The organism is Paenibacillus tianjinensis (genome assembly GCF_017086365.1).
GTDB lineage: Bacteria > Bacillota > Bacilli > Paenibacillales > Paenibacillaceae > Paenibacillus_AQ > Paenibacillus_AQ tianjinensis.
Map to the genome: position 1 here is coordinate 4,043,277 of NZ_CP070969.1, position 23,731 is coordinate 4,067,007.

Annotated in this window: 26 protein-coding genes; all 26 read right to left on the bottom strand. The window is 34.2% G+C overall.

Annotation, left to right across the window (positions count from 1 at the left end; translation table 11 throughout):
• Window positions 1-19: 19 nt before the first annotated feature.
• Entirely contained in the window at window positions 20-589 is a 570-nt protein-coding gene (locus JRJ22_RS18490; RefSeq protein ID WP_206100894.1) for a hypothetical protein, read from the bottom strand.
• Window positions 590-598: 9 nt separating this feature from the next.
• The gene (locus JRJ22_RS18495) at window positions 599-997 is read right to left on the bottom strand and encodes a hypothetical protein (protein ID WP_206100895.1); all 399 of its coding nucleotides are present in this window, start codon (window positions 995-997) and stop codon (window positions 599-601) included.
• The gene (locus JRJ22_RS18500; RefSeq protein ID WP_206100896.1) at window positions 998-1,447 is read right to left on the bottom strand and encodes a hypothetical protein; all 450 of its coding nucleotides are present in this window, start codon (window positions 1,445-1,447) and stop codon (window positions 998-1,000) included. It lies immediately after the preceding gene.
• 26 nt (window positions 1,448-1,473) lie between these two features.
• On the bottom strand, window positions 1,474-1,731 hold the full coding sequence (locus JRJ22_RS18505) for a hypothetical protein (protein ID WP_206100897.1): 258 nt from the start codon (window positions 1,729-1,731) through the stop codon (window positions 1,474-1,476).
• Window positions 1,728-2,021 carry a hypothetical protein gene (locus JRJ22_RS18510; RefSeq protein WP_206100898.1) on the bottom strand — a complete coding sequence of 98 codons (294 nt, stop codon included), beginning with the start codon at window positions 2,019-2,021 and terminating at the stop codon, window positions 1,728-1,730. The genes JRJ22_RS18505 and JRJ22_RS18510 overlap by 4 nt, the downstream gene beginning before the upstream one ends.
• A 227-nt stretch (window positions 2,022-2,248) precedes the next feature.
• Complete coding sequence (locus JRJ22_RS18515; protein WP_206100899.1) at window positions 2,249-2,734, bottom strand: hypothetical protein; 486 nt, start codon at window positions 2,732-2,734, stop codon at window positions 2,249-2,251.
• A gap of 22 nt (window positions 2,735-2,756) precedes the next feature.
• The gene (locus JRJ22_RS18520) at window positions 2,757-3,116 is read right to left on the bottom strand and encodes a YkyB family protein (protein WP_206100900.1); all 360 of its coding nucleotides are present in this window, start codon (window positions 3,114-3,116) and stop codon (window positions 2,757-2,759) included.
• A gap of 120 nt (window positions 3,117-3,236) precedes the next feature.
• Window positions 3,237-3,575: a hypothetical protein gene (locus JRJ22_RS18525; RefSeq protein WP_206100901.1), complete on the bottom strand. Its 339-nt coding sequence runs from the start codon at window positions 3,573-3,575 to the stop codon at window positions 3,237-3,239.
• A gap of 16 nt (window positions 3,576-3,591) precedes the next feature.
• Window positions 3,592-3,981 carry a type II toxin-antitoxin system PemK/MazF family toxin gene (locus tag JRJ22_RS18530; protein WP_206100902.1) on the bottom strand — a complete coding sequence of 130 codons (390 nt, stop codon included), beginning with the start codon at window positions 3,979-3,981 and terminating at the stop codon, window positions 3,592-3,594.
• Between the two features lie 248 nt (window positions 3,982-4,229).
• Window positions 4,230-10,400 (bottom strand): phage tail tape measure protein, encoded by a 6,171-nt coding sequence (locus JRJ22_RS18535; protein ID WP_206100903.1) that lies wholly within the window; start codon window positions 10,398-10,400, stop codon window positions 4,230-4,232.
• A 78-nt stretch (window positions 10,401-10,478) separates the two neighbouring features.
• On the bottom strand, window positions 10,479-10,955 hold the full coding sequence (locus JRJ22_RS18540) for a hypothetical protein (protein WP_206100904.1): 477 nt from the start codon (window positions 10,953-10,955) through the stop codon (window positions 10,479-10,481).
• On the bottom strand, window positions 10,939-11,448 hold the full coding sequence (locus tag JRJ22_RS18545; protein WP_206100905.1) for a hypothetical protein: 510 nt from the start codon (window positions 11,446-11,448) through the stop codon (window positions 10,939-10,941). The genes JRJ22_RS18540 and JRJ22_RS18545 overlap by 17 nt, the downstream gene beginning before the upstream one ends.
• A 123-nt stretch (window positions 11,449-11,571) precedes the next feature.
• Window positions 11,572-11,844: a hypothetical protein gene (locus JRJ22_RS18550; protein ID WP_206100906.1), complete on the bottom strand. Its 273-nt coding sequence runs from the start codon at window positions 11,842-11,844 to the stop codon at window positions 11,572-11,574.
• Between the two features lie 24 nt (window positions 11,845-11,868).
• Window positions 11,869-12,291 (bottom strand): hypothetical protein, encoded by a 423-nt coding sequence (locus tag JRJ22_RS18555; protein ID WP_206100907.1) that lies wholly within the window; start codon window positions 12,289-12,291, stop codon window positions 11,869-11,871.
• Window positions 12,292-12,359: 68 nt separating this feature from the next.
• Window positions 12,360-13,109: a hypothetical protein gene (locus tag JRJ22_RS18560; RefSeq protein WP_206100908.1), complete on the bottom strand. Its 750-nt coding sequence runs from the start codon at window positions 13,107-13,109 to the stop codon at window positions 12,360-12,362.
• A 50-nt stretch (window positions 13,110-13,159) separates the two neighbouring features.
• Window positions 13,160-13,864, bottom strand: a complete 705-nt coding sequence (locus tag JRJ22_RS18565) for a hypothetical protein (protein ID WP_206100909.1) — start codon at window positions 13,862-13,864, stop codon at window positions 13,160-13,162.
• Window positions 13,865-14,341: a hypothetical protein gene (locus JRJ22_RS18570; protein ID WP_206100910.1), complete on the bottom strand. Its 477-nt coding sequence runs from the start codon at window positions 14,339-14,341 to the stop codon at window positions 13,865-13,867.
• A 27-nt stretch (window positions 14,342-14,368) separates the two neighbouring features.
• Window positions 14,369-15,520, bottom strand: coding sequence for an Ig-like domain-containing protein (locus JRJ22_RS18575; RefSeq protein ID WP_206100911.1), 1,152 nt, complete (start codon window positions 15,518-15,520; stop codon window positions 14,369-14,371).
• Between the two features lie 82 nt (window positions 15,521-15,602).
• Complete coding sequence (locus tag JRJ22_RS18580; protein ID WP_206100912.1) at window positions 15,603-16,049, bottom strand: hypothetical protein; 447 nt, start codon at window positions 16,047-16,049, stop codon at window positions 15,603-15,605.
• Window positions 16,050-16,064: 15 nt separating this feature from the next.
• Complete coding sequence (locus tag JRJ22_RS18585; RefSeq protein WP_206100913.1) at window positions 16,065-16,526, bottom strand: hypothetical protein; 462 nt, start codon at window positions 16,524-16,526, stop codon at window positions 16,065-16,067.
• A 78-nt stretch (window positions 16,527-16,604) separates the two neighbouring features.
• Entirely contained in the window at window positions 16,605-17,594 is a 990-nt protein-coding gene (locus JRJ22_RS18590) for a hypothetical protein (protein ID WP_206100914.1), read from the bottom strand.
• Window positions 17,595-17,627: 33 nt separating this feature from the next.
• Window positions 17,628-18,164 carry a hypothetical protein gene (locus JRJ22_RS18595; protein ID WP_206100915.1) on the bottom strand — a complete coding sequence of 179 codons (537 nt, stop codon included), beginning with the start codon at window positions 18,162-18,164 and terminating at the stop codon, window positions 17,628-17,630.
• Window positions 18,165-18,186: 22 nt separating this feature from the next.
• Window positions 18,187-19,629 (bottom strand): hypothetical protein, encoded by a 1,443-nt coding sequence (locus JRJ22_RS18600; RefSeq protein ID WP_206100916.1) that lies wholly within the window; start codon window positions 19,627-19,629, stop codon window positions 18,187-18,189.
• Between the two features lie 15 nt (window positions 19,630-19,644).
• Window positions 19,645-21,099: a hypothetical protein gene (locus tag JRJ22_RS18605; RefSeq protein WP_206100917.1), complete on the bottom strand. Its 1,455-nt coding sequence runs from the start codon at window positions 21,097-21,099 to the stop codon at window positions 19,645-19,647.
• Between the two features lie 18 nt (window positions 21,100-21,117).
• On the bottom strand, window positions 21,118-22,740 hold the full coding sequence (locus tag JRJ22_RS18610; protein ID WP_206100918.1) for a hypothetical protein: 1,623 nt from the start codon (window positions 22,738-22,740) through the stop codon (window positions 21,118-21,120).
• Window positions 22,733-23,650, bottom strand: coding sequence for a hypothetical protein (locus JRJ22_RS18615; protein WP_206100919.1), 918 nt, complete (start codon window positions 23,648-23,650; stop codon window positions 22,733-22,735). Before JRJ22_RS18615 ends, JRJ22_RS18610 begins: the two co-directional genes overlap by 8 nt.
• Window positions 23,651-23,731: the final 81 nt, after the last annotated feature.

The following is a 23,731-nucleotide window of genomic DNA, read 5'->3' on the forward strand; positions in this document are numbered from 1 at the left end:
GTATTTATAATCCATTCTTTTATTTATCATCTCCATTCATGTCTTTTACTGGAACCTCGTACCATAATATTTTACTATTATATGCCCCCGAAATCTTACGCAAGTGCATATTGCAAGATTGGATATCACTTTTCATCTGATCTTTCGCTAATAAAGTCATCTTCTTTTCCTCAATTAGATGATATGTTAGGTAACATCTAATCCCCTTTGAGTATCCATTATCGAAGATATATTTCTCAATAATACAGTTATACTTTTCACCTTTACGCGCCTGAAATAATGTGATGTATTTCTTATATGGGGTCAATGTAAAGAAAGTAATATCATCTATAATAAGCGATTTGTATTTTTCCTCCTCTTCATAATACAATTTAAGGAAATTAATCAACATTTCTTTTTTTGAAGTGTTACAACCTATCATAAGTTCTTTGATAAATTGAATTGGTGAAAGAAGCCTTTTATTAAATGATTCTAGATAGTCGTTGTATTCACAATATAATTTATCTAACTCTTCGTGGGACTTCATTTTACTGAATCTTGAATTTTTATTAATTAGTTCATAAAGATATAACCCGCTATATCTTTTCAATTTATCACATCACTCCTCTGTACGATATTTTATTAATAACTTATTCAACCAATCAAGTCCCATATCTGTTCCGATTTCTATATTTTCTTTTAAGTCTTCTAAAATAGCATTTATACTAAGATAATCTCCATACGTAAAACTCAAATTATTGATTTTTTCTAATAAAATATCCACTTTAAAAATAACATCGTTCATTAACGTAAGAAAATATTCCTGAAAGGACTTTATCTCATTAACAATATCATGGTGTAATTTTTGATATATCTCGTTAGTTAGTTCATTCTTGTAAATTTCTGATTTAAATGCTGCAATCTGATCAGAAGTATTGACTTTAATATTTTCTAATAATATTCCTAACTCAATTTGGCTTTTATGTGTAAGAGTATCGTGAACGTGTGGCATTTTCATTTAACATTTATACTCCTTCAGCATCTCTGAGAAATCTTGAATCTCTTTAATTACCTTAATGTAGCTATCCTTTTCATATTCTGCAAACTCGCCTTCTTCTTCCCATAGCTGCATTGTATTATAAATGTCTGCGACAACTGAATCGCCAATACCAGATAATACTATTGAATCGCATAAAATATTAAACATTTCGAAGTAGTTTTCAGCATCATCATTTTCCTTTAAAAATCTTTCTCCTAGATTATTGTATTTTTCTGCCAAATCTTTATATTTGCCAAATAGCTGTTTATAATCTTCGGACAATTCCTTATAGTCTTTCAAAACATCATTTACTTGATTTGCAGCCTGATTAATTTCATTTTCACTTATTCGATAAAACTTTGTGTTAAGAGCTTCCTTGTTTTTCTTTTTTTTGCTTCCGTTTTTAAAATCCAATACATTGTTGTTCATAATCATACTTCTCCTTTTAGTTAATTTTACTCATAGTTTTCTTCATCTAGTTCTTCCGTGAGGTATTTTAGTTCTTGTATATACGAGTGGTACTGATTAAACATTCCCGCCGCAAGATATCCATAAACTTCTAGTGGAATAACCTCTTTTTGACTTTCTAAGTATTCAGTAAATGTAAAGTAGTTTCCACTTTTAATGATGAACTCCACCAGAAAAAAATACATTTCATTATTACGCTCTTTTGGTTCCATTTCGCCAATTAAATGTTCGATATTTGAATTCAATAGTTATTCTCCTTATTATATTTATCTTGTATAATGTCAGCCAATAATCTAAATTTATTTTCTTCTCTGCTCCATAAACCATAAAACTGCATGGCGGCTGGTGCTAGATCAATAAACACACCGGATTCATCTTCGTATTCACAATCATCAAAATAGCTGTTATCAAATCCTAAATACTGAAGCGCAATGACACATTCATCATTCAATCTTGTATAAACCTTATCCATATATCCGGTTAAGTCTTCAAATTCAAATTGTAGTTCATTTAAAATTTGTAAAGAAGTAGACAAATCGTTGCTCCTTTCTAAGTAAGATGAATAAATCCATGTTCATATTGAAGAAATTCAAGTATCTTTAATCTTTTTTCATTAAAATCCGATATGTTTTTTGCTGATTCATGAGCTTTGACAATAATATTTTGATAGTTATGGTTATTAAATCTCGTTTCATTGATTAATCGTTCTTCTTTATATGCTGTATTACTAATAAAGAAGCCGATACTGTACGTGAACATTAATTATTCTCCTTTTCCTTCACCAACAAGCATACGAGCATACTCATTAGCACTTGAGATCATGTAATTTGTTAAACCTTGGGCAATTCTAACTCTACTCATTTTTCCATTTACTTCTTTTATTAGTACTAAATCAAGTTCATATAGGTAATCAGATTGTTGCAATAGCAAATATGTATTTGTATCGATAATAAATTTGAAGTCAAAGGTATCTTTAACGCCCTTCCACTGCTTATATGTTGAAAAAGTTACTAATCTTAGAATAACCTCACAAAGCTCCACAACATATTCTGATGCTAACTTATGAAAATGAATGTCTACTGGGTTGTCCTCTGCATGAGATGCTAAGATTGTTCCATCTTTTGGGATCAATGATACTTTATTTTCAATACAATCAATAAGAATTTTATGAACTTTCTTTCTCCTTTCTAATGGAAACTTGACCCGTTCTCTCTTAAACTCATAATTCAATTGCTTAATATCTACCATTATATCTCCTCACTTATTATATTTACTTTTGAAACTGGTATTTGTTCAAAAAACTTTTTGCTTTTTTGGTTGAAATGTTATTAATATAGTCAGGACTATAAGAACGACAAGATAAATCCCCTAGATAATCCATTTCAAAACAATCGTTCGAATCAACCGGAATATGAAAAGATCGATTGGTAAAACGTACATATACAAAGCTCATTTCTTCGCCGTTACTCTTTTTCACTTTATGTATTCCTTCTCTTTTCGCTATGCCATTCAATAAGGCTTGATCAATAATTTGCTTTTTCAAATCATAAAGCGATTCTTGTTTCTTATATAGTTTATCAATACTACATTTGCTTTTAGTATATCTTGTCTTATGTCTGATATTTTTCAATCTCTTTGCTGCTTTATTGATAGTATATAAAGCCTCTTCTAAGTCTGTGCTTGCCGTTTTAATTCTTTATCACCTCCTCCATATGTTCAATATACAGTAGCCAATATTATATGTCAACACCTAATTATATTTATTTATTAAGTGTAATTTTCGACCATATTTATTTATCAAATCAAATCTTTCTTCTTCAAGTTTTTGCATTTCTTTCATTAAGAGCATTTTAACAATATCGGAGTGATTTAAACAATGATACTCATAGGCAAACTGACCATACCATAAATGAACTTCGGTAAGTTCGGATATAGCTTCATCATTATGGTACGCACTATATATTAATGACTCAGACAACCCCATATCCGGCATTTTACTTACAGATTGTCTGAGTTTTGCAGTCCTGGCCCCTTCTTCTATCTCTTCTTCGGTCATTTCCCATTGAACTTCATCCCAAATACTATGCATTTTCATATCCCCTTTATTATGTAAAAATTCTCTTTTCTGCTGCGGCGGAGGCTTTGTCCAATACTTCATAATAAGAAGGTGGAATATCAAGCAGCTTATAAAGTAAACCATTATTCTTATCTATTGTAACTTTAGATTCAAACATAATAATACTGTCTCTTACAAACCCTACTTCTGACGCGATCATTTTAACATGTGTTGGCAGTTGCTTCTTTATGGTACTGCTAGTAATGGGAACCACCGTAACATTTGGAGAGTACTTATTGCCAATATTATTACTAATAACAAGTACTGGTCTTCTACCGCCTTGAACTGATCCTCCTGCATAACCTAAATCTGCAAGCCATATTTCATCTTTACGAACAATCTTATTGGCAATAACACCTCTTTCCATAACCATACTCATTTAATTCACTCTCCATTTTAATGATTATTTATTTATGTTTATTAATATATTTATCATTATACACTAGTAACTAGTTATGTACAAGTGGGAATAAACACAATAATATATATTTATTTTATCTTGTCAACACAAAAATATAACCACAATTTCATTAGCAATTATTAAGTATCTGTCGTTCATTTTGTAAAAAAATGCCACTAATCATCTCATAATACATCTAGCGAGATAATTAATGGCATTATATTTATTTACAATCCACCATTGGTACGCTTCATTTGCTGCTGAATGAAACTGAAGATTTTCTTAGCCCCAGCTTCTCCACCATCCATTTTATCGATATTGAAATCAAACTTAAACTCTTGGTATGTGTCTCCAGTAGTAGTTGCATTTTTGTTTTGAACGGCAGCCGTTAATCCACTAGTATCAAGATTATTAGCGCCGCTTCTCATTGCATATATATCTCTTGCAACATTAACAATCTGAAGGAGTTTACTTGTATCAAACTTATCCAATACAAGTTCTTTTTCATGAGCAAGTAGAAATTTACCACCTGAGAATGCAGGAGTCATACCGCCAGTTTCAGCAGAAAACACAGTATTCTTTAATTTCTCATATGAACCATCTGGGAAGCCGTACTGATTGCGATATGCTGTATTCTGTGCTGCAAGATTGTTAAATTGAGACTCTAGAGAAGCATATTGAGTTGACTTTTTATCCAGCAAAGCCATCTGAGCACGAATAGACTCTGCTTGCTGCTTATTACTGAGATATTGAGTCCATGCTGCTTGTTTAGCGGCAGAGGAAGACGAGGAAGAGGCAGGAGAGTCTACAGGGTTAGTAGTTGAACCAGTACCAGAAAGATTAGAATAATTAGTCAAACCAGAAGAATCTTGACTGAATGAGTAGAGGAGATTCTGATATTCTTTACTCGTTTCGCCAATTTGAGTTTTTAGAGTATCAAAGAATTCTTTATATTTTGTACCCATAGTAGCCAAAGCAGATTCAACAACTACAGAATCATTACTCAACAATTGCTGTTTGAGTAAATAATAAGACCGTTCATCTTCTAGGATATCTGTATAATACTGTTCTTTTTCTTTTGCTGCTTTATCGAGTGCAGCCGATGTAGCATCGTATGCAGCATCTTCAGCGTCTTGTTCAGCATCAATAGACGACTCTTTATCCTCAAGTTGCTGAGATAAATTATCTTTACGAAGAGTACGTTCACGATCAAGTTTAAACTTCTCAATTTCCTCAGTTTGTTCATTGATCTGCTCTTGTAACTCTTTTGCTTTTGCCTTGCCCTCAATAGAATCATCCTTAGACAAGGAGTCGAGTCGAGTTTGTAAGGCAGCACGATCAGCAAGTTTGTCATTCAGTTCAGCGCTATAATCATCGGTTGCTTCTTTCTCGTTTAAAGCATCAAGTTGAGCATTGATGACTTTTTCAAATGCAGCATATTCATTTTCAAGATTCTTTTTGCGAGCATTATGACGCTCTTCTTCGGCCTGTTTCTCAGTGTCAATAGCGTCAAGAGCAAGTTCTTTTTGCTTCTCAATCATCTTTTTGTAGTTCTCGATGATGGTGTCTGCTGAATTAGATTTAAAATCATCAAGCGATTTGTTAGCCTCTTTTATTGAACGGGCAGCATCATACCACGTATCATTGTTGCTTTTGAGTTGGTCATTAAGCACAGAAAGTTGATCGGTAGTCAATTTATCAGAAGCATTTGCGGTTTCACTCTGTTTAATTCTTGTTCTAATTGCCTCATTATCCGATTCAATACTTTTCATTAACTCTTTATAGGCCGAAACTTGTCTTTCTGTTTCTTCTCTATATTCTACAGAGTCCTCGTTGAGAAGACTTTGAACATCCTTAGAGTCACTAACTTTTTCTTGTAAGTCTGTATATGACTTACTCATCTTACCAAGCCATACATTGGTGTTCTCAAGTCTCTGATTATCTAAAGTGCCTTGAGACTCCTTCTGCGCTGCAATATTATCGGTGATAGCAGTTTTATTTTCCCTGATAGCTTTCGTATACATCTGAAACTGGTCAAACTGAGTTTGCAGAGCATCTTGAGCAGTTTTTGATTTCATGGAATTGTATAAATTAGTGAATGAAGTGGTAGCTTCGCCGTTAGTATCAATCCAGGACAGCATATTGTATTGCTTTGATTTTGCTTGAACTTCGTCTCTAGCGGCAATCAGTTTAGTATTGGCTTGCTGAAGCTTTGTGGTTTCTAGTTTTTGCCCTTTGATAAGATTAGTTGTCTGTTCGATAGCAGCAGAATAATTTTTATCTGATTCATAAGAAGAGGATTTATCTTTATACAGATTGTTAAGTTCAGATTGAGCATCTGCTTGGGCATTGATGGCGTTAATTCGTTGCTCAGTAGCATCTTTAAATTCGGCAAGGTCTTTGTCTTTTTCTGATTTGTCTTTAGAAGACGAGTCTTTATCTGAACCCGAGTTTCCATTAGCTGACGATTTGTAATCAGTACTAGCGTATTCTAAAAGAGCAGCCTGATCACGAAGTTTGTTTAATGTAGCCTTTTCAGCCTGGACGCTTTGAGCATTAGACTCTTTTCTTCTTGTACCCAATCTTCGTTCTGCCTCAAGATCAGACATTGCACCAGAATCCACAGCAGCACCGTATGTGTTCTGTAGTTTGTTAATTGTCTGCATTTCAGTTTCCATTGCAGCAATACGTAATTCCGTTGCCTTGATTAACTTATCTGTTTTGTCTTTCTGTGCATTGATAGCATTAATTCTGTCTTGCTCTTGAACACCCATATACTTAATTAAAGATTCTTTGGTATCCCCAATATGACCAGAAAAGTCATCAAATGTTCCAGCTAATTTACCCATAGTCTCAATAGACAGGTAACCGTTTTTAGCTAGTTCTTCTTGAGCAGAATTCAATAATTCAATTTCTGATTTACCATTAGACAACGACTTATAAAATGCATCAGTGCTCTCAGTTGAACCGCTCATTGCACTGTCAAGCAATTTAAAAGCATCAGATAGAGACAGAACCTCGTCTTCCGTATCGGAAAGAGCACCTTCTGTATCCTCAAAAACAGGTGTCAAATCATATTGACTTAGTATATCTTTAAGATCCTTTAATTGCTGTCCATTTAACTCAGTAATTCCTGGTAACTTTTCAAACAGTGCAATAGCTTCATCTAAATTTTTAACGTTAGATGTTTTGAATACATCAAGTGCTTTTTTAAAATCTCCAAATATGGCGCCACTATTTTGAGGAGTTTTTGACATAATGTCTGCGTATGCATCTGCAAATTCACTGGCTTGAGAACTGATCTCCGTACCTGAATCCTTTAGACCACCAATATATATAGCAAATGAATTCTTCAGAGCTGTTGCTTTCTTATTTACATCTTTCTGAAGATCGGTATCCGCACGGTCAAACGCCGTTTTAGCATTCTTAAGTGCTTCAGCCAAATCTTCGCCAGAATCATTTAGCTCCTTTTCCGAATACTGATCAGAGTATTTGCCTTTAGAGCGATTCAGTTCAAATGTATCTTTTTGTCTTTGTGCATCTTCATACTTCTTTCTTAATTCATCAACCTTTTTTCCTTCATCCTCAATATCGCTATTAATCTTTGTTTCTTGTGATTGATAATCGAGAATTGCGGACTCGCGCATAGTCTTAATTTCTTCTTGTAATGCAGCAGTTCTTTTCTTAATTGCTTCAGTATTATCTTCTAATGTTCCAGTTTGACCCTCAATTGTTTTAAGTGTAATTCCATAATTATCTTTTAAATTGGTTTCAACTTCAGCCAATTTCATTTTTTCATCAGTGGTAAGTTTAACTTTCTTTGTCAACTCTTCATATTGAGACGATAATTTTTTAAGTGTAGAAAGATCCGTTGACTTCTGATTTAAGTCTTCCATACTATTAGTTAATGAGTCAACTTCTTCGGTAGTATCGCCAAATTTTCCGATTAGCCATTCAAGGCCATAACCGATACCAACCAGTACAACTCCAACAATAGTCGATGCCAGAAGACCCTGCAAAGAAATTTTAGCAACATTGGCTGCTGCTGCCATACCTCTAAGACCGCCTGCCGCTGCTGTAGAAGCAGGAACAATTCCAACTAATCTCCCTATTGCCATCGTCATTGAACTAGCCATTAATCTGAATCTACCGCTTGTAATGAAGAGTATTGTACTCAGTGTTCCGAATACTACAGGGAGACCTCCGAACGTATCGATAAGTGATGTAAATGTTTTACCTAATGTTACAAGTAAGGCCGTAACTAATTTAATTACATCAGCCACAACACTTTCACCCATACTTACACTGAATGTCTGCCATGCTACCTTCATTTTTTCGATTCTGGCTTCAAGGCTACCCGCACGTTTTTCCGACTCGCGCATCGCGCTCCCCTGCGAGTTGAGGGCTACCTCCGAGGCGTTCACCGATGTGGAAAAATTTGACATTAGCGCAGAGAACCTGTTTAGGTGGTTACGTCCCGCCAGTCCAACACTGACATTTCTTTTTGTCTCCTCAGAAAGCTTAGACCAGTTAGCCGCAAGTTCAGGTATCAGTTGATCAGCATCTTTTACTTCGCCGTTCAAATCTCTCATCGCAACGCCAGCCTGAGCAAGTAAAGATTCGGATTTATCCATAGTAGTTAATCGGCTATACAAAGATTTTAAAAAGTTACCAGTGACAGATCCTGTCTCTCTTGTAGCCTCAGAAACAGCTGTACTGTCCCCGATTAATCCCTGTAACGATCTACCAAAGGTATACGCAGCACTACCCGACTTAGTGAGTGTCAGAGCCAAATCTTTTGAGGTCGTACTAAAATTATTGTCCACATTATTTAGCTGATCGACAATAGAAATACTGTCGGCGGCAGCAATGTTGAAGTTTACCATACCAGCAACGATTGCATCTACGGACTCTTTTGCAGACAGCTCACTGATGGTTTGGGCAAGAACCGCACTCTTTGTTAAAGAGGCAATCTGTGCGTCACCAAATCCCATTCTTCCGAATTCAATGGCGACCTCATTGACAGACGTTAAACTTGTGGAAAGTTGATCTGCTAATTCAATGTTTCTTTCCAGCATCCCTTCGAAATCTGTATCCGAATTCATGACACGATACAATTGAGACATTTGGGTATCAACTTCAATTATTGTATTGGTCATTTGCTTGAGCGCATTAATAGCCCCAAAGAAAATACTGCCGATACCAGCGTACATCATTACATGACTCAATGCCGTTTTAAACATTTCTCCCATCGTATGTACATGTTGAGATGCGTTTCTAGCCTCTGCACCCATTCGATTAATTTCTGATGTAATCTGTTGAGTTTTTCCGCGAAAATTAGTGCTTGTGATTTCTAAATTTTTTAACTGTGTTAGTAAAGTATTCAGCTTAGTAGTATCAATATTTGCACCATATTTAGCGGTTAAATTATTAACTTGGGCTTCAGTTCGTAACTGAATAGCAGAAAGCGATGCACGATCTTTCTCTGCCTGTTTCTGTCTGGATGCGAGATCATTTAAAGCTTTAATTCTGCGATTAATACCATTCAATTCGCTTTCGGTCAATTGTCTTCCTGATGCTTGTAATGTAGCCACTCTCTGGTTTACTTCGGCATACTTACGATTCAGCAATTCCAGAGCCTTTGTATCTTCAATTCCAACAACGGATGATGATTTACTACTTAAAACTTTAGAGTTCAAACTATTGTAAGTTTTTGAATCTTGAATTTCACGCTCTCTGATGGCCTTCAAATACCAATCTTCATAAGCTTTTCTATTTTGCTGTGTTTTCGCAATCTCTTCACGCTCAATGTTTGCATTAGTCTGAATTGCCTTTTGCTGTTCATTGTTCCATTGGCGCTCAAAATCTCTGACTCGCGTCTCAGATGCAATTCTTCCGGTTGCCATTTGATCAATAAATGATTGTAATTCTTTTGCGTCTTTTAATTGATTGTTTATATTGTCGATATTCTTAATAGAGCCATCAGCAAGAGTTGTAACAACTTGTTTGCTGTTATTCAAATTGTTACCAGATGTGGTAGTAGTAACGCCTTTACTGTTTGTTTTCTCACGTTCAACTTGCCATTTCTTTTCAGCAGCAATAGCTTCATTCGTCGCTTTAGTTTGATCATGTATAATCTGTGTTGTATTACTCAAACCAGAATTCAGTCTATTATTGGCAGCGCTTTGTTGATTTAATTGCTGAGTGATTATATTAAGATTTTTAGTAAAAGAAGATAGATTCTTGATGAAATTTTCATCAATTGATATATTTATTTTTAACTTTTGGAGAGATGGATGCTTGCTTAATGCAGCAATTCCTTTATTTAACTCACCAATTGAAAGCCCTGTATTTAGCGAAGCGACTAGTTTAATTCCTAATGTTTCGTTGTTTGCCATTTATACTCACACTTCCTCTGTAATAGTAAAAAAAAGGAGAAGTACCATTTTGGCACTCCCCCTTTTTTGAAAAGAATATTAATTTTCACGACTCTTACTTATTTTGAATCCCCATTTGTTTCTAGTGTTAAATATGTCTATTGATTTTTCCACAAAATGAAACCCATCATATCTAGAAAATCGATATATATCTACCGATTGATCTTTCCAAGCCCATCCATCATTAATGATATCTGCCGTATATCCAGGATCACCACCAAGAATAGAGGGATGGGTTGCGGACTCATTATCGAAGTAGACCATTATCTGCAATTCATTTCCTACCTGTTTAATGGGGGAGATACGAAGTGAATTTAATAGACCATAAGTGCGTTCATATATAACGGTGGTATAGCTTGCATAATAATCTTGTAGTTGTTCATACATTATCTTTTCAAGTAATATTGCGGCTTCTCGAAGTGCATTTTTAATGTTTTTCTTTCCCATTACTGTCTGCTGTCCTGCTGGAGAACCTATATATTTACTTAAATCGTTTAGATTATTGAAGTTCCGCATTGTTTTCATCCTGAATTACACTTACACTATTTTTGTTTTCGTTGATGGCATATTGAACGGATAGTTCTCCTGTTGCTATTCCAATGTTCTTGCCTGTTGAAATAATCTTATCTTCAATTTTCTTAAGTTGATCGACTGGAAAATGTGAGTATACTTCCTCAATAATCCCATCATCATATAGATTTTTGCTAATAATAATCAAACTTGCAATATCTTTATAGTTCTTGGGAATCGGAAGATTTGTAAATGATCTTAGAACCAAAGTAGGAAGAAGACTTACGGTATCTTTGATTTGAATATCAGTTGCATTTGTAAGGCGTTTCAATTCTTCGATTGCTGTACTATATGTTAAAATCAGGTCATCAATTTCTGACGGACGGAATTCCAGGTCAATGTCAACCTCGTATTCTCCACCACAAATGTAGATTCGTTTTTTCTCATTAAATTTCTTGACTCTTTTATTCAATTCTGCAAGTGTTAGTTTTTTCGCCATTATTAATCAATCTCCCTTTATAATATTTATTTTTTCTAGTCTCAAATCGTAGCTCCATATAAAGATAAATAGGAAGCTACCATTTCAAAGTAGCTTCCTATTTATTATAAAATGTATCTTTCGTCAAGATAATTTCACTTCACTCAAGTGATACAATACTTCTGAAAATGACTGACCAGAATCATTAGCGTATTTAATTAATCCCTTTAAACACTCTTCATAAAACTTGTTAACATCTTCTGATGTCATATACCCCTGTTCAAAATCATCTATTTCTTTCGTTCCATATTTTGTGTAGTTAGCTAGATCAATAATACTCATTTTTAATTCGTTTCTAATCCAGCAAATTAGTGAACCTTGCTGCTCGAAAAAGTGGTCTGAATCATGATACCTCATATTATAACCCCTTATTATCGATTCTCATGTCGTTACTACATCTTTTAATTTATTGTAAATCTTATCGATATCAGACTTTGAGAACAGTGTCATGATTTTATTTAAATATTTGATACCTTCACTCTCAAGTGTAATATCGTATAAGTCATTCGTTCCATTTATCAATTTGACAATATCATTTTTTTTGGATAAATCTAATTTCTCTAAACCACAGATTGTGAAGTGTCTAATCAACAGTGCCTCTTTCAAAAATAAGAATTGAGGCTGAATCTCAAAGACAGTATTTCTAATTTCTTTGTATTCATTTACGAGAGATTCAATTACGCTGTCTCTCATGTTTTCACAATATGATAATTTTTCTCCATCTATATAAATTTGCTTATAACCAAATTTAGTCCTTGCAATTTTTTCTAGCTTATTGATGCTAACTCTTTTCTCTTGAGACATGAATTCTCCCCACCTTATTATAAATTAGAGAGTCCTTGACTAATCAATGACTCTCTAACTATATTTACTTATTCAAAAGGAATTCTTTGAATCGTACCTACGACTTTAGAATTCTTAGGCTTTACAATACGGAATGTTGTGTTTTGAGCAGCCGCATTTCTTTCCGAAGCAGTATTAACAGTGAATGATCCACCCATCATTGCCTGAGGGAATGTATATTGAATACGATTCAATGGTTCCTCATCCTCATTAATTTCAATAGTATCTAGAACCAACGTCACACCGGAAGGGAACGATGTAGAATCAATATTAATTGTCTCAGTAGATGCAGGTGTAGCATACTTATATGTACGTACCTCAACTTGATCACCTGCTGCAACATCTACTTTAAGAATTGTCACCTTACCAGCAGCCAAAGTGTAATCAGTTGTTTTTACAAGTTTAGCCCCATTTTTATCAAAGATTGCAAGAGTATCAATACTGGTCGGTGTAGAAGGTAGGGTAATAACCTTTGCTGAACTTTCCATTACAACCGTATACCAATCAGGCATAGCATAGGCCACACCGGCGCCAGTAACGATTGTCTGACCCAATTTACGTGCCATCCAGTCATATTTAAAGGATACGTCTTCACATTCAACATTAATATCACGCGCAGAATGAAGGATAGCTACAAGCCCATTGCCCTTTCCCGCACGAACTTCTTGTTCTTGTACTTCTACGGCAATATTAGAACTGGTCAGTGTTGTAGATCCAGCTACTTCACCTGTTGCATTATCAATAACCACAACATCAAAAACATCACAAATCATACTCATATTAAATTTCCTCCTATATAAAAAAATAAAAGCATTTCTGCTTTTCAAAATTAGTTTACTGCTTCAGATAATTTATTTTTACTAACGAATAATCCATCATCGGGATCTCTAAATAAATCCACATGCTCTGCAAAGTGATTTAATTTGCTTTTTGTATCTCCGGCACACATAAAAGCAATGGTCGTGGTATACTCCATCATCTTACCTATACGGCTAAAGTCGCTTTGGAGTTGATAGATAGTTTGTTCTTCTAATTCTTTATAGGATTTACCCGTATAAACCGAAACAGTAGAGACCATATCTTCATATGTCATTTTCACACCGTTTTTACTCTTCGCGGCTGCTGCTTTTGCTGCCCATTCTGCAACAATTTTATTCTTATAAACTTTTGGTTCAATCATAATGTTTTGTTTCATAATTACATTTCTAACTAAATCATAATTGTATTTAGTTATATGTGACGCTTCATCAATGGAAAAGCCATACGAATTTTCACCATTGTAGTAATAAATAACTTGTTTCTTGGTAACAATACTGAATAATATCTCCAATCTAGCAATAAAATCTTCCCCGCAACCAAATACAATCAAATCTAACAAATCATATTTTTCATATTCTTTACCGAAGTGTTGTTTATTATAATAGAGTACACCTGAAGATTCTTGAAATCTATCGTAGTCCATTAGTTTTATAGGATATATCTCTCCAACACCTTCAATAATAGTTGGCTTTCCGAAAATATTGTTAACTATCATTTAGTTCACACTGACAATAGAATATGTGGCTTGATATCCACTGTAATTCTCATTGATATACACATGTCTAAGTCGATCAAATTGAACTTTTTTAGCACCGATAGTTTTTTTTCCGTTAAACATTTCATCTATTTCATTCAAGATGGATAGTGGTCTCTGCATTGCTCTATCCATTCGCCACAGATCATTATGGACAATAACATTAAACAACACTAGACCGTTCTTAGTGCCTCCATCTGCACCCAATTGGAAATTATCTATGTATACTGTTAGAAAACTGCTTTTTTCGGTATTGACATCTGGAACTTTGGGAAAAGGAAAAATACAATTAAATAACAATTCACTAGTGTCATCTATATTGGGTATAGATAGAGGGTCATCGACTGGACAACTCAGAAATTTGCATATATTTTGGTTACTGATGATTACAGAAACAACATCATTAATGTATTGATTCAGTTGTTCAAATCTCGCCACATCTTATCACCTCTAAATGCGTTTTATTTAATATAACGGTTTTATATTTATTCTTTTATCAACCGTTAGAGGAATTGTTTCACATGTTGCAATTAGTCTTACATAGCTTGGATAGACATATTTTATACCCTTTAATATACAAGTCGTTCCATTCTGTGAAGTAATCTGTGCTAAGTCCGTTGTACCCGTCATAGCATCATTTTGCAAACTCCATACCACCGTTTTTGTACTGTCTACAATTGAATTATTATAAACAACAGCCGTATATGTTTGTGATAGATTGTATTTAAAATTATCCACACCATTTATTACAATTGAAAAATTATCTGGTAAAGCTGTAGAAAGAACATTCAAATTAATAGAAGTATTAACCTCTGGATGCCCCACTATGCTAACGGTAATCACTGCTTCTCCTTCGAGATAGGTTTGAACAAGTCCATTTGCTGAGACGGTAGCAATTGATTCATTTGAAGATGTATAGATTACTGGAACATCCGTTGAGACAACCGTACCGCCCTTGACATCTTGTGTAGAAATATTCAAGTGTATTGTGTCGCCAAAATAAACGTCTACTACAGATCCGTTCAAAATACTAACAGAATAGGTATGAATATTAATCCAATAATCAGATATTCTTAACTCAACGTTATCGTTTGATGAATTTATTAATCCCATTTCTAAGGTTAAATAAATCAAACCTGTTGATCTCATCTGATCAAACTTAATAACATTCCATGCGCGACCATCAAAAATAAATTTGCTGCCCAAAGAAATTTTCCTGGTTTCGATATTGCTAGGTATGATAATATTTCTAATCGTGTCACCCATAGATATTACCCTACCATCATCAACACCCAAACCAGGAGAACTGTTATTTTCATAACAGAAAAAGGCCTCAATAATGTCTCCATTACTGTTAAGCCATTTTAGAGAAGATACACATTTTTGAAGCTTGGCTTCTAGACGCATATTTGATATATTGTCAACAATTAATGAAATCCATTTACTACTTTGATAGTCAATAATGTTTCCAGGTTCAAAATCACTACCAATTTTTAAAACAGACTTTTTATCATCTTTTGTTTCACTATCATCATAAATTAGCATCCCAACATTATGCGATCCATCAACAAGAACCTCTTCATACGAGAGTGATTCTTCAAAAACTTGATCAATCATTTTTAAATGATCAAGTTTAAGGTTTCCCTTAATTCCTATGTCAGATTTAACTCTTGCTTTATAATTGTCCCAATAAGAAATGTTAATCTCCTCCTCTTAGAACGCCGAAATTTGATTTCCCATTGTTCGAAAGAGAGTATGTATTCATCATTTTTTTTACATCTTCTTGGGCCTTAGAAGCAACTTTTAATAGTGCTTCCATATGTGCGGCTTGACTTGTCAACTTAAACTCTTTATCGGAAAATTTTTGTTTAAGCAAATTTATATTGTTTAGTTTTCGATTTAACCATTCGACACGCATTAGGTTTGACATAATTTCAATTTCTTTGATCGTAATGTCTTGATTAAAAATCATTGTCAAATCATCTTTATCAAATACATCGATCTTTGGAAATGTAAAATTTATAATTGCAGAATTAAGTAAAACGATCATATCTTGTTCTGCAACAGTCTCTGCAATGCCTTCATAAGCATCTTCCTCTAATTTCCCCAGAAAAGAAGAGAATAGGGCAGAATATTCAACGGACATAGTTCTACCCCTTTTTTAGATAGTAGATTTATTTTCTTTAATGAGGTTGTAAAGCTGAGTTCCAAGCGCCTCATCAATGGCTTCAATTTTATGCATATCGGCCAAATCTTTTTGAACAGAAATGCTTACAATTTTATCTTTAACTGTTTGGCTGGCTGTTGCCAATACTTCTCGCAACTCTTCAATACTGCCATTAAACAGTAAATCTTCAATTTTATTATTATCAAGCAAGAAAACTTCTTCAGTAGGCAAACCCAATTCTTCTCGAATAGCAACATCTTTAACCAACAAATCCTCATTCAACAATTGAAACCCACCAGCAGAGTTAATAAGATCTTTTAACTCTTCAACCGAAATAAGTTTAGATGTATTGTCTTTATCCCATCTACGAGTGATTCTATTAAGTTGAGAAACGTACAAAACGGTTCCACCAGAATTATTGAAAACCTCAACCATCACTTCTTTTGCTTTTGCCATTTTTTATAATCCTCCAATTAAATATGGGCTGACAGTTTTTCTCTGTCAACCCATCGTTTTATATTTACACTATAAATATTACAGAGAAGTATTTTTATAAATACCAATTTGGTTTGTCGATAGAACAACCGTACCAAATTTCTTATAAGCTTCAAACACCATTTGTCGCGCCGCGTTCTTACTGTCTTCAACAACGGTTTGACCTTCTATAGAAACTTTAACAATCTTCTCGTCAGAAGCGCCACTAGGAACGATAAATGCATACTGTGGGTTAAAGATTTTAGTCACATTGTCAGCTTCTTCAAACGACTGTGGAAGAACAAAGATATTTGCCCCTTCAAATTTACCGATATAGCCCTTATCGCGCATATCAGCTTTATCAGCATCTCCAATGTATCCAGTTGCTGGAGTGATAGTACTTGCAAACTCAGGAGTGCAAATAATAGTTGCGTTGCCATAGGCACTTACAGTTCTGATTACTTTACGGAAGTCTTCAATTACGAAAGAATTTGTTGAGACTTTATTAGCAGCGGGGAGATTATCAAAAGCTTTAATCATTGCCGCATAAATTTCTTCATAAATTTTATCTTCCATGCCATCCAAAATCAGATTTGTAAGTTCTGTGAAATCCATTGTTCCATCAAGGAAACTTTCGAATTCTACATATGCAGCGCCGCCGATTGCATGTGTGGTCACATTAATTAGATCAACATCAAGACGAACGCGTTCAAATCCACCACCAAGACCAACCTGTGTAATAAACCGCTTAACGTTTTGGCGACCCATTTTCTTTTTAAACTGTGCTTTCTGACCTTGAGCAACAGTCTTTACATCTGCAAAAATGCTAATACGATCTTTAATTCGCTGTGGCAGAACATCGTCTACAACAGTCTGGATAATCTCAAAGATGTCCAATTTGTTGCGACGAAATCCATCAAAGTTTGGAGCAAGTTCTTGGAATTTAGCTCGAAGAGCGCCTTCCATATCATCAATGGAGTGATCAAAGTTAGTTGGGACTTTTTTTTTATAAACAGCTAGAGCAAAATTTTTCAATTCTTTTGTATTCATTAATATGTATCCTCCTAATATGTATCCTTATATTTACGCCTTAGAAACTGCAAACTTCAAACCTTTTTCACCGTTAGGCAAAGTTACGCCTTTGACCGCTTTAAGAACAACAGTTTCTGTTCCTGCGGGAGCAGCAACAATACGGATATAGCCAGTTGTTGAAGGTACTCCATATACGACAGAAGAAGAAATTGCAGCAACTACAGCAGCATAGGTAGCATAAGTTGCGTTATCATACTCGAACGCATTTGTTTCAAATGTATCACCCACATTAAGCTGAAGCACACGAGGAAGGAATTCTCCACGATTTACTGCAAAATATTTACGTCCCTTACCTTCATAATCTTTTTCAACGGATGCATGAAGCCAAACAGCAGATGTAACACCTGTAGGCTTTTTAACAGTTCCAGCAAAATCATCAACGACAAGAAGCATGCCGTTTTCAGCGGGAATACTTGCAAAATCTGTTGCATCAAGTGGATACTGTACCTTAATTCCTCCAGTATTAACTGCTTGCAACATATTAAGTTCTACTACTCCATAAACGCTAGGTTGTTTTACGATAGCCATTATTTATTTTCCTCCTGATAATTTACTTATTTTTACTTGCATATTGTTCAACCCAATCAGTCCATTCGGGTCTGGAAGAGTTATTAAAGTTGTTATTGTTGCTCATCGAATATACATGTTTTGTATCTTCTTCTGATTTGTTATTAAATTTAATATTTTTTTGACCAACGATTGCAAATAATTGAAGTTCTACATCCTTCGTAGAATATTTATCAATATTCTCGACAACTTCCTTTACCTCGTCACTATTTAGAGCCGTAAAACTTTCGACAATAGACAGTTTCTCTTGGCGTTCAGTAGTTGTTTTAAATTCTGAAAGTTCTTCAACTTTTTTTTCCAATACGTTTTTCACCTTATCTAATTCATTCTCACTACGGTCAAGTGAAATAACAGAGAAGTTGTTATCTGCTTCTGCTTCATCCATGTCCTGGGGAACAAATTTGATCCTACGTTTTGATGTAAAGTCGATAGACACTTTATCTCCTTCGACAGAATAGTTGATTCCTACTGCCTTATAATTCAAAGAAGAGTCTTCGGCATATACTCGTGTAGAATCATGATCAATATACCAATACCAATCATCTTGTTTAGAAAGAACAAACCTAAGTTCAGTAATCAATTGTGAAGAAGTCAATTCGAAATTTTGAGGAACCACTTTCTCATTGAGTTTTTGCAACTCAAGATCAAGTTCTTCCAAAGAAAAACTATCAATTTTCAACTTCATCGCATTGATATCTTCAGATGTAAGATTTGGATATTTTTCAAAAAGTTTTAGTTTTTCGTCCAACTTTGTACCTCCTTTATCTTTACTAAATAAATTATTATACTCAGCAATCAGATCAATTGATGATTTTGAAAAATTTGCAACATCGACTTTTTCAATAATGGAACCACGCATTGCCGGAGTAACATTGTCACCTAGAATACAAGCTCCATCAAATTTAAAAGATTCAAAATGAAAAATACCATCATCACCAAACTCACCCTTGATAGATTCAGGTGAAAGTTCCATAGACTGATTTTTATATAAATCTCTATTTAGAATTTCTATGCAATTAGAAAATTTATTATATAGAATACCTTCAACGGTTAGAAATTTTCGTTCAACTCCGTCTTCACATAATTTATTTTCAAATTTAGCATTATTATCATGTGGAATATGACCATATGAATGTCCCATATATTCAATTTTTATTCCATCTTCTTCAATGATCAATTTTTGTTCATGACCATTAAAGTCGGTTTCATTGAATTTAGTTTTAGAAATAAACCCAAGAATAGGAATTCCCTCAAGCGAAGGGATTGCATCCGAAATCGACTGTTCGGAAAAATCACTGTTATTCAAGTTTAGTCCTGTGTGACAAAGCCATATTTTTATTCTTGTAAATCTTGTGTCTTCTTCAATATTTTCAAGTGTTTGTGTACTAAATGATATAGGGATACTTGTAACAAACTTATTTTTCATTTAAATTCACCTCCTTTAATTATATCTATCATTCGTCTCATTATCTTTAGTCTTTTCTCCTGATGGAGAAAGAGCTGACTGTTCCTTTTCAGGTCTCCCGCTCTCAGTAGTCTGAGTGTAAGATGATTTCAAAGGCTTCATCAGTTCGTCTAAATCGAGATAATCATTTTCAAATGAAAGCAAATTAATAAAAGATGATTGTTTTAAACCAATTGTTGTAATTGGAAGCAGTTTTGAGTAGCCCAAGGTAGCCATTTCTTTAAATGTTTCGTACATTTCTTTACTATTAAAAATAGTAACTTTGGGAAGAAATATCTCATATTGAAACTTACTTGAATCAACCAGGGTTTTAAATTTGTTTTCATACCAATGCTTCAATTGATCCAAAACAATAAACATCAGTGATTCATCTGTTTTTATTGAACTAGATAATCCAATTGACCCCGCATCTTTGCCAGTACCAAACAACATTCTTGAACTACCCAAAGTGTCAAATATATTGTTGTTGGCTCTTTCAATGTCGTTTTTTATACTGTTTTTACCATCGTTTAGATTTACACTGTCGATTTCGAAAGGTGAAGTAACAATTTCAATATCCTTACGATTAATCATTTTATTGAGATTGTCATGCAATTCAAGGATATGAGCGAAATCAAATGTTAAATCATTATCTTTGCCAAGTGGAAGTTTTTGTGTGATTATCTGATATAAATCTTTTTCAGACTTTAATTTGTCTATCTCTTTGTATTCATGTAAGTCAATCAAATCAGGAAAAACACTTGCCAATAATGGCATTCCTCCAGTATTCAGGGTAATACATTTGGCGTTTACTGGATTCAACAACACCCACTTATCTTTACTTTTGCCGCTATGGTACTCCAGATACATTGACAAGAATTCATCTGGAAACATTTTAAATATGCTTATTTTATCTTCAACTTTTCTATATGTATCAAAGAAAGTTAGATCAAATTCAACAGCATTGACACCATCAACCTTGTAATTTGACCGACAAAATTCATAAGGTAATTGATAGTTAATTATTCTTCCATCTATCTCTTGTTCATATCCGTAAAAAGCACCTTCAGTCAATGCTACAAATGTTTGATATCGAGCATTTTCTTCAAAATATGAATTATCGACATAATCCAAAATAACCTTAAAGTTATCACTAAATGGTTTCTTTTGTCTTAGCTTGTCATCATTTACTTTTGGAATAATTAAATAACTGTACAAAAGTAAATTTGTTAAATGCTCAATTTGTCTTAAGTATTGACCAGACGTTTTAAAGAAATATAGGGATGCTTTTCTAAGGGCAGAAACATTTCCACTATCCAAATACTCTTCCATTTGAGTTTTTGTATATTTCCTAACAGAATGATTCGTTTTGTAATTAATGGAGTAAATGCTCTCCGATAATTTACTAAATTGAATTGGTGTTGGAAGTTTCTTAATTTCGGCTTCACTCATTTAACTTAATCACCTGCTTTAGTTTATCATCATAAATTTCTTGTAATCTATTTTCTCTGGCTCTTTATAACTACTCATAAACTCTTTGATGTACCATACACCCATCATAAGTGCGGAATATCTATCCTTATTAATACGTTTTGTGAGTTGTTCGACTGTAAATTTACCACTTGATAGTTGTTTTAACTTTAGGTTCGCTATCTCATCAATAAGCAAATCTGTCTGGATGTGTGGATAGGCTTTATCAGAATAATTAATATCATCTAATCCATTCTTGTTATTATCCTTAACCAACAACTCCAACGTACAACTTTCAACCATATCCATAAAAGCTACTATGCCTTCATGATTAAACGACTGTCCAACAAACTCAAATATGTATTTAGGAGAATTCGGTATTTCTGGCACATAGTCAGTATTAATCGTATCCCAACAGCCAAGATTCTTTTTGTCTTTGGGATCATCAACATCTAGGAGCAATTCATCTCTAAGTCCTGTTCCGACACCGTTAGTATCCAATACAACAACAGAAGCATTGTATTGATTTCTGATCCTCTTAACTTCAATGCCTTGCTGCCTAAAATTCATTCCATTCTTAAAATTGATTAAATTCACAAGTTGTATACTCTTAAGTTTACCGATCTTATTTTTAATTAGTTTAAGAACTGCAACAGAGGATTGATTGTTAGAATCTCTACTGGATCTCGCAACGTCAATTGACAGTATGTATTCATAGTCTTTTGAGGGAGTAAACTCGGGGGATTCTAAAATTCGAAGGTTGAGTAGTTTCTGAATATCAACAACACCGCCAGAAGTGTTTCCTGTCCACTTGCTCTCATAGTTCTGTGCAAAGAATGTAGGAGCATAATTTGCCTTTTTATTAAGAATTGCAGCCTTAGACTGGCCTCTTCTGTAATGAACCGCAAGTTTCCAATCTGATCCAAGTACAATTTTACCTTTAAGTTCTGCCATTTCATTTATCATCTGGAGATTTCTCTGAAATTCGTCACTGCCTCTGTATCCAGCGGTTGTGAAGAAATTAATCTGTCCATTCATCTCTTCAGGATTAACAACGGCTTCACCAATTGTTCTACGAGGAACATCAACGATTGGTGCAAGTGCATCTTCAAAAAGATTATTGTTTAAGAGTGCTGATTCTTCAATCTGTAATCTGTGTCGTCTTGAGCCTTTGGAACTTTGAGCATTAGCTAAAGTTGTAATTCTTCCTCCAGATTTAAAGCGAATATCAACATCGTCTGTCGTTATCGATGGCTTACCAAGAATCTCGTTTTCGATCAATGGATAATGTTTAATCATTTCTTTCCATTTTTCATCTACAAGTTTTGCTGCCTGTTCTTTTGTTTGTGCAGTCATTGAAATTTCTATGTCTGGATGCCAAATTGCAGCATGTACCATTGCCATAAATTCTTTCATCGTTTTTCCGTATCCACGCGGAAAAACTCCATATACAGAAATGAATCTAGTTATACTTCTGAGAAATACCCGCTGATCTAGGTCTAACCTGATTCCACCAAATTCAGGAGTGATAAGATCATACCAAAGATCTGGATTCCAGCGACACCAACTAACTAAATCAGTGTATTTTTTTAATCTTTCTTCTGAATACTCACTTTTAGCCATTTATGTCGCCCTCAAAAGGAATATCATCCAAACCTTCTTCATACTCCTTAGTTCTTTCTTCGAGAAATCTATATATATCTTCATAGCTTGCAGGCTCCATACCTTGAATATCACGAATGTAATTCACATAGCATAACAACGTAAAATCAACTTTATCTAGAGGTCTTTCTTTAAATTTAGGAAGTATAGAAATCACATCTACAGCTTCTTCGACTGATCTAACCAGTTCACCAAAGCTATCAACACCGTTCGTTAGGTCTGCTTTCGTAAATTGGGAAGGGTTGATTTTTGCAGCAGTTGCCGCATCTTTTGCAAGTGTACCCCACTCCTTAGCAGCCTTAAAATCATTTGCGGAAGTTGCAAACTCTTCTTTAACTCTATAGCGAATGTATATAAGAAGCGATTCTGTATGCATAGCTGTCTTTTCTTTATAATTACTTTTTAAATTTATATGTTTTCTCTCAAAGGCAATATATTCTTCTGCTTTATATCCATTGCCCCATTTGTTTATTAGTTCATCATCAATAGCTATATCTTGTTCTTTTCCTTCGACATTTGAACTAATAATTTCTTTCGTGCTATCTTCATAAGTTAATTCTCTGTATTGTGTTAATGAGAGAATGTTTTTAGCATACGTTCCCCATTCTTCATTACTACTTATCCAAAGATCACTTAAAAAAGGCTTATTAAGACGACTCAAAATATCCTTAACACGACTAATGTACCCTGTTGATTTGTTATCATTTCCTAAATATTTATTGATACATTTTTTGCATAATGGATAATGACTTGATGACACCAATACATTTTTATGAGAATAGAAATTCGCTGAGTTTGCCACAACGACTTTCTCGCATTTATAACATTGTAATTTTGCTGAGTTTTCAGATATATCTTTGATATTAACCATTTTTATTCACTCCTGTGTTTCCTTTTTTATAATCAGATTCTCCCTGCGAAAATCAGAGCATAAAAAAGAAACCCAATCGAA

Coding starts and splice junctions, on each gene's coding strand:
- JRJ22_RS18495 (WP_206100895.1), bottom strand. CDS start 997: ATGAAAATGCCACACGTTCACGATACTCTTACACATAAAAGCCAAATT.
- JRJ22_RS18500 (WP_206100896.1), bottom strand. CDS start 1,447: ATGAACAACAATGTATTGGATTTTAAAAACGGAAGCAAAAAAAAGAAA.
- JRJ22_RS18515 (WP_206100899.1), bottom strand. CDS start 2,734: ATGGTAGATATTAAGCAATTGAATTATGAGTTTAAGAGAGAACGGGTC.
- JRJ22_RS18525 (WP_206100901.1), bottom strand. CDS start 3,575: ATGCATAGTATTTGGGATGAAGTTCAATGGGAAATGACCGAAGAAGAG.
- JRJ22_RS18530 (WP_206100902.1), bottom strand. CDS start 3,981: ATGAGTATGGTTATGGAAAGAGGTGTTATTGCCAATAAGATTGTTCGT.
- JRJ22_RS18535 (WP_206100903.1), bottom strand. CDS start 10,400: ATGGCAAACAACGAAACATTAGGAATTAAACTAGTCGCTTCGCTAAAT.
- JRJ22_RS18540 (WP_206100904.1), bottom strand. CDS start 10,955: ATGCGGAACTTCAATAATCTAAACGATTTAAGTAAATATATAGGTTCT.
- JRJ22_RS18545 (WP_206100905.1), bottom strand. CDS start 11,448: ATGGCGAAAAAACTAACACTTGCAGAATTGAATAAAAGAGTCAAGAAA.
- JRJ22_RS18550 (WP_206100906.1), bottom strand. CDS start 11,844: ATGAGGTATCATGATTCAGACCACTTTTTCGAGCAGCAAGGTTCACTA.
- JRJ22_RS18555 (WP_206100907.1), bottom strand. CDS start 12,291: ATGTCTCAAGAGAAAAGAGTTAGCATCAATAAGCTAGAAAAAATTGCA.
- JRJ22_RS18560 (WP_206100908.1), bottom strand. CDS start 13,109: ATGAGTATGATTTGTGATGTTTTTGATGTTGTGGTTATTGATAATGCA.
- JRJ22_RS18565 (WP_206100909.1), bottom strand. CDS start 13,864: ATGATAGTTAACAATATTTTCGGAAAGCCAACTATTATTGAAGGTGTT.
- JRJ22_RS18575 (WP_206100911.1), bottom strand. CDS start 15,520: ATGATTGATCAAGTTTTTGAAGAATCACTCTCGTATGAAGAGGTTCTT.
- JRJ22_RS18580 (WP_206100912.1), bottom strand. CDS start 16,049: ATGTCCGTTGAATATTCTGCCCTATTCTCTTCTTTTCTGGGGAAATTA.
- JRJ22_RS18585 (WP_206100913.1), bottom strand. CDS start 16,526: ATGGCAAAAGCAAAAGAAGTGATGGTTGAGGTTTTCAATAATTCTGGT.
- JRJ22_RS18590 (WP_206100914.1), bottom strand. CDS start 17,594: ATGAATACAAAAGAATTGAAAAATTTTGCTCTAGCTGTTTATAAAAAA.
- JRJ22_RS18595 (WP_206100915.1), bottom strand. CDS start 18,164: ATGGCTATCGTAAAACAACCTAGCGTTTATGGAGTAGTAGAACTTAAT.
- JRJ22_RS18600 (WP_206100916.1), bottom strand. CDS start 19,629: ATGAAAAATAAGTTTGTTACAAGTATCCCTATATCATTTAGTACACAA.
- JRJ22_RS18605 (WP_206100917.1), bottom strand. CDS start 21,099: ATGAGTGAAGCCGAAATTAAGAAACTTCCAACACCAATTCAATTTAGT.
- JRJ22_RS18610 (WP_206100918.1), bottom strand. CDS start 22,740: ATGGCTAAAAGTGAGTATTCAGAAGAAAGATTAAAAAAATACACTGAT.
- JRJ22_RS18615 (WP_206100919.1), bottom strand. CDS start 23,650: ATGGTTAATATCAAAGATATATCTGAAAACTCAGCAAAATTACAATGT.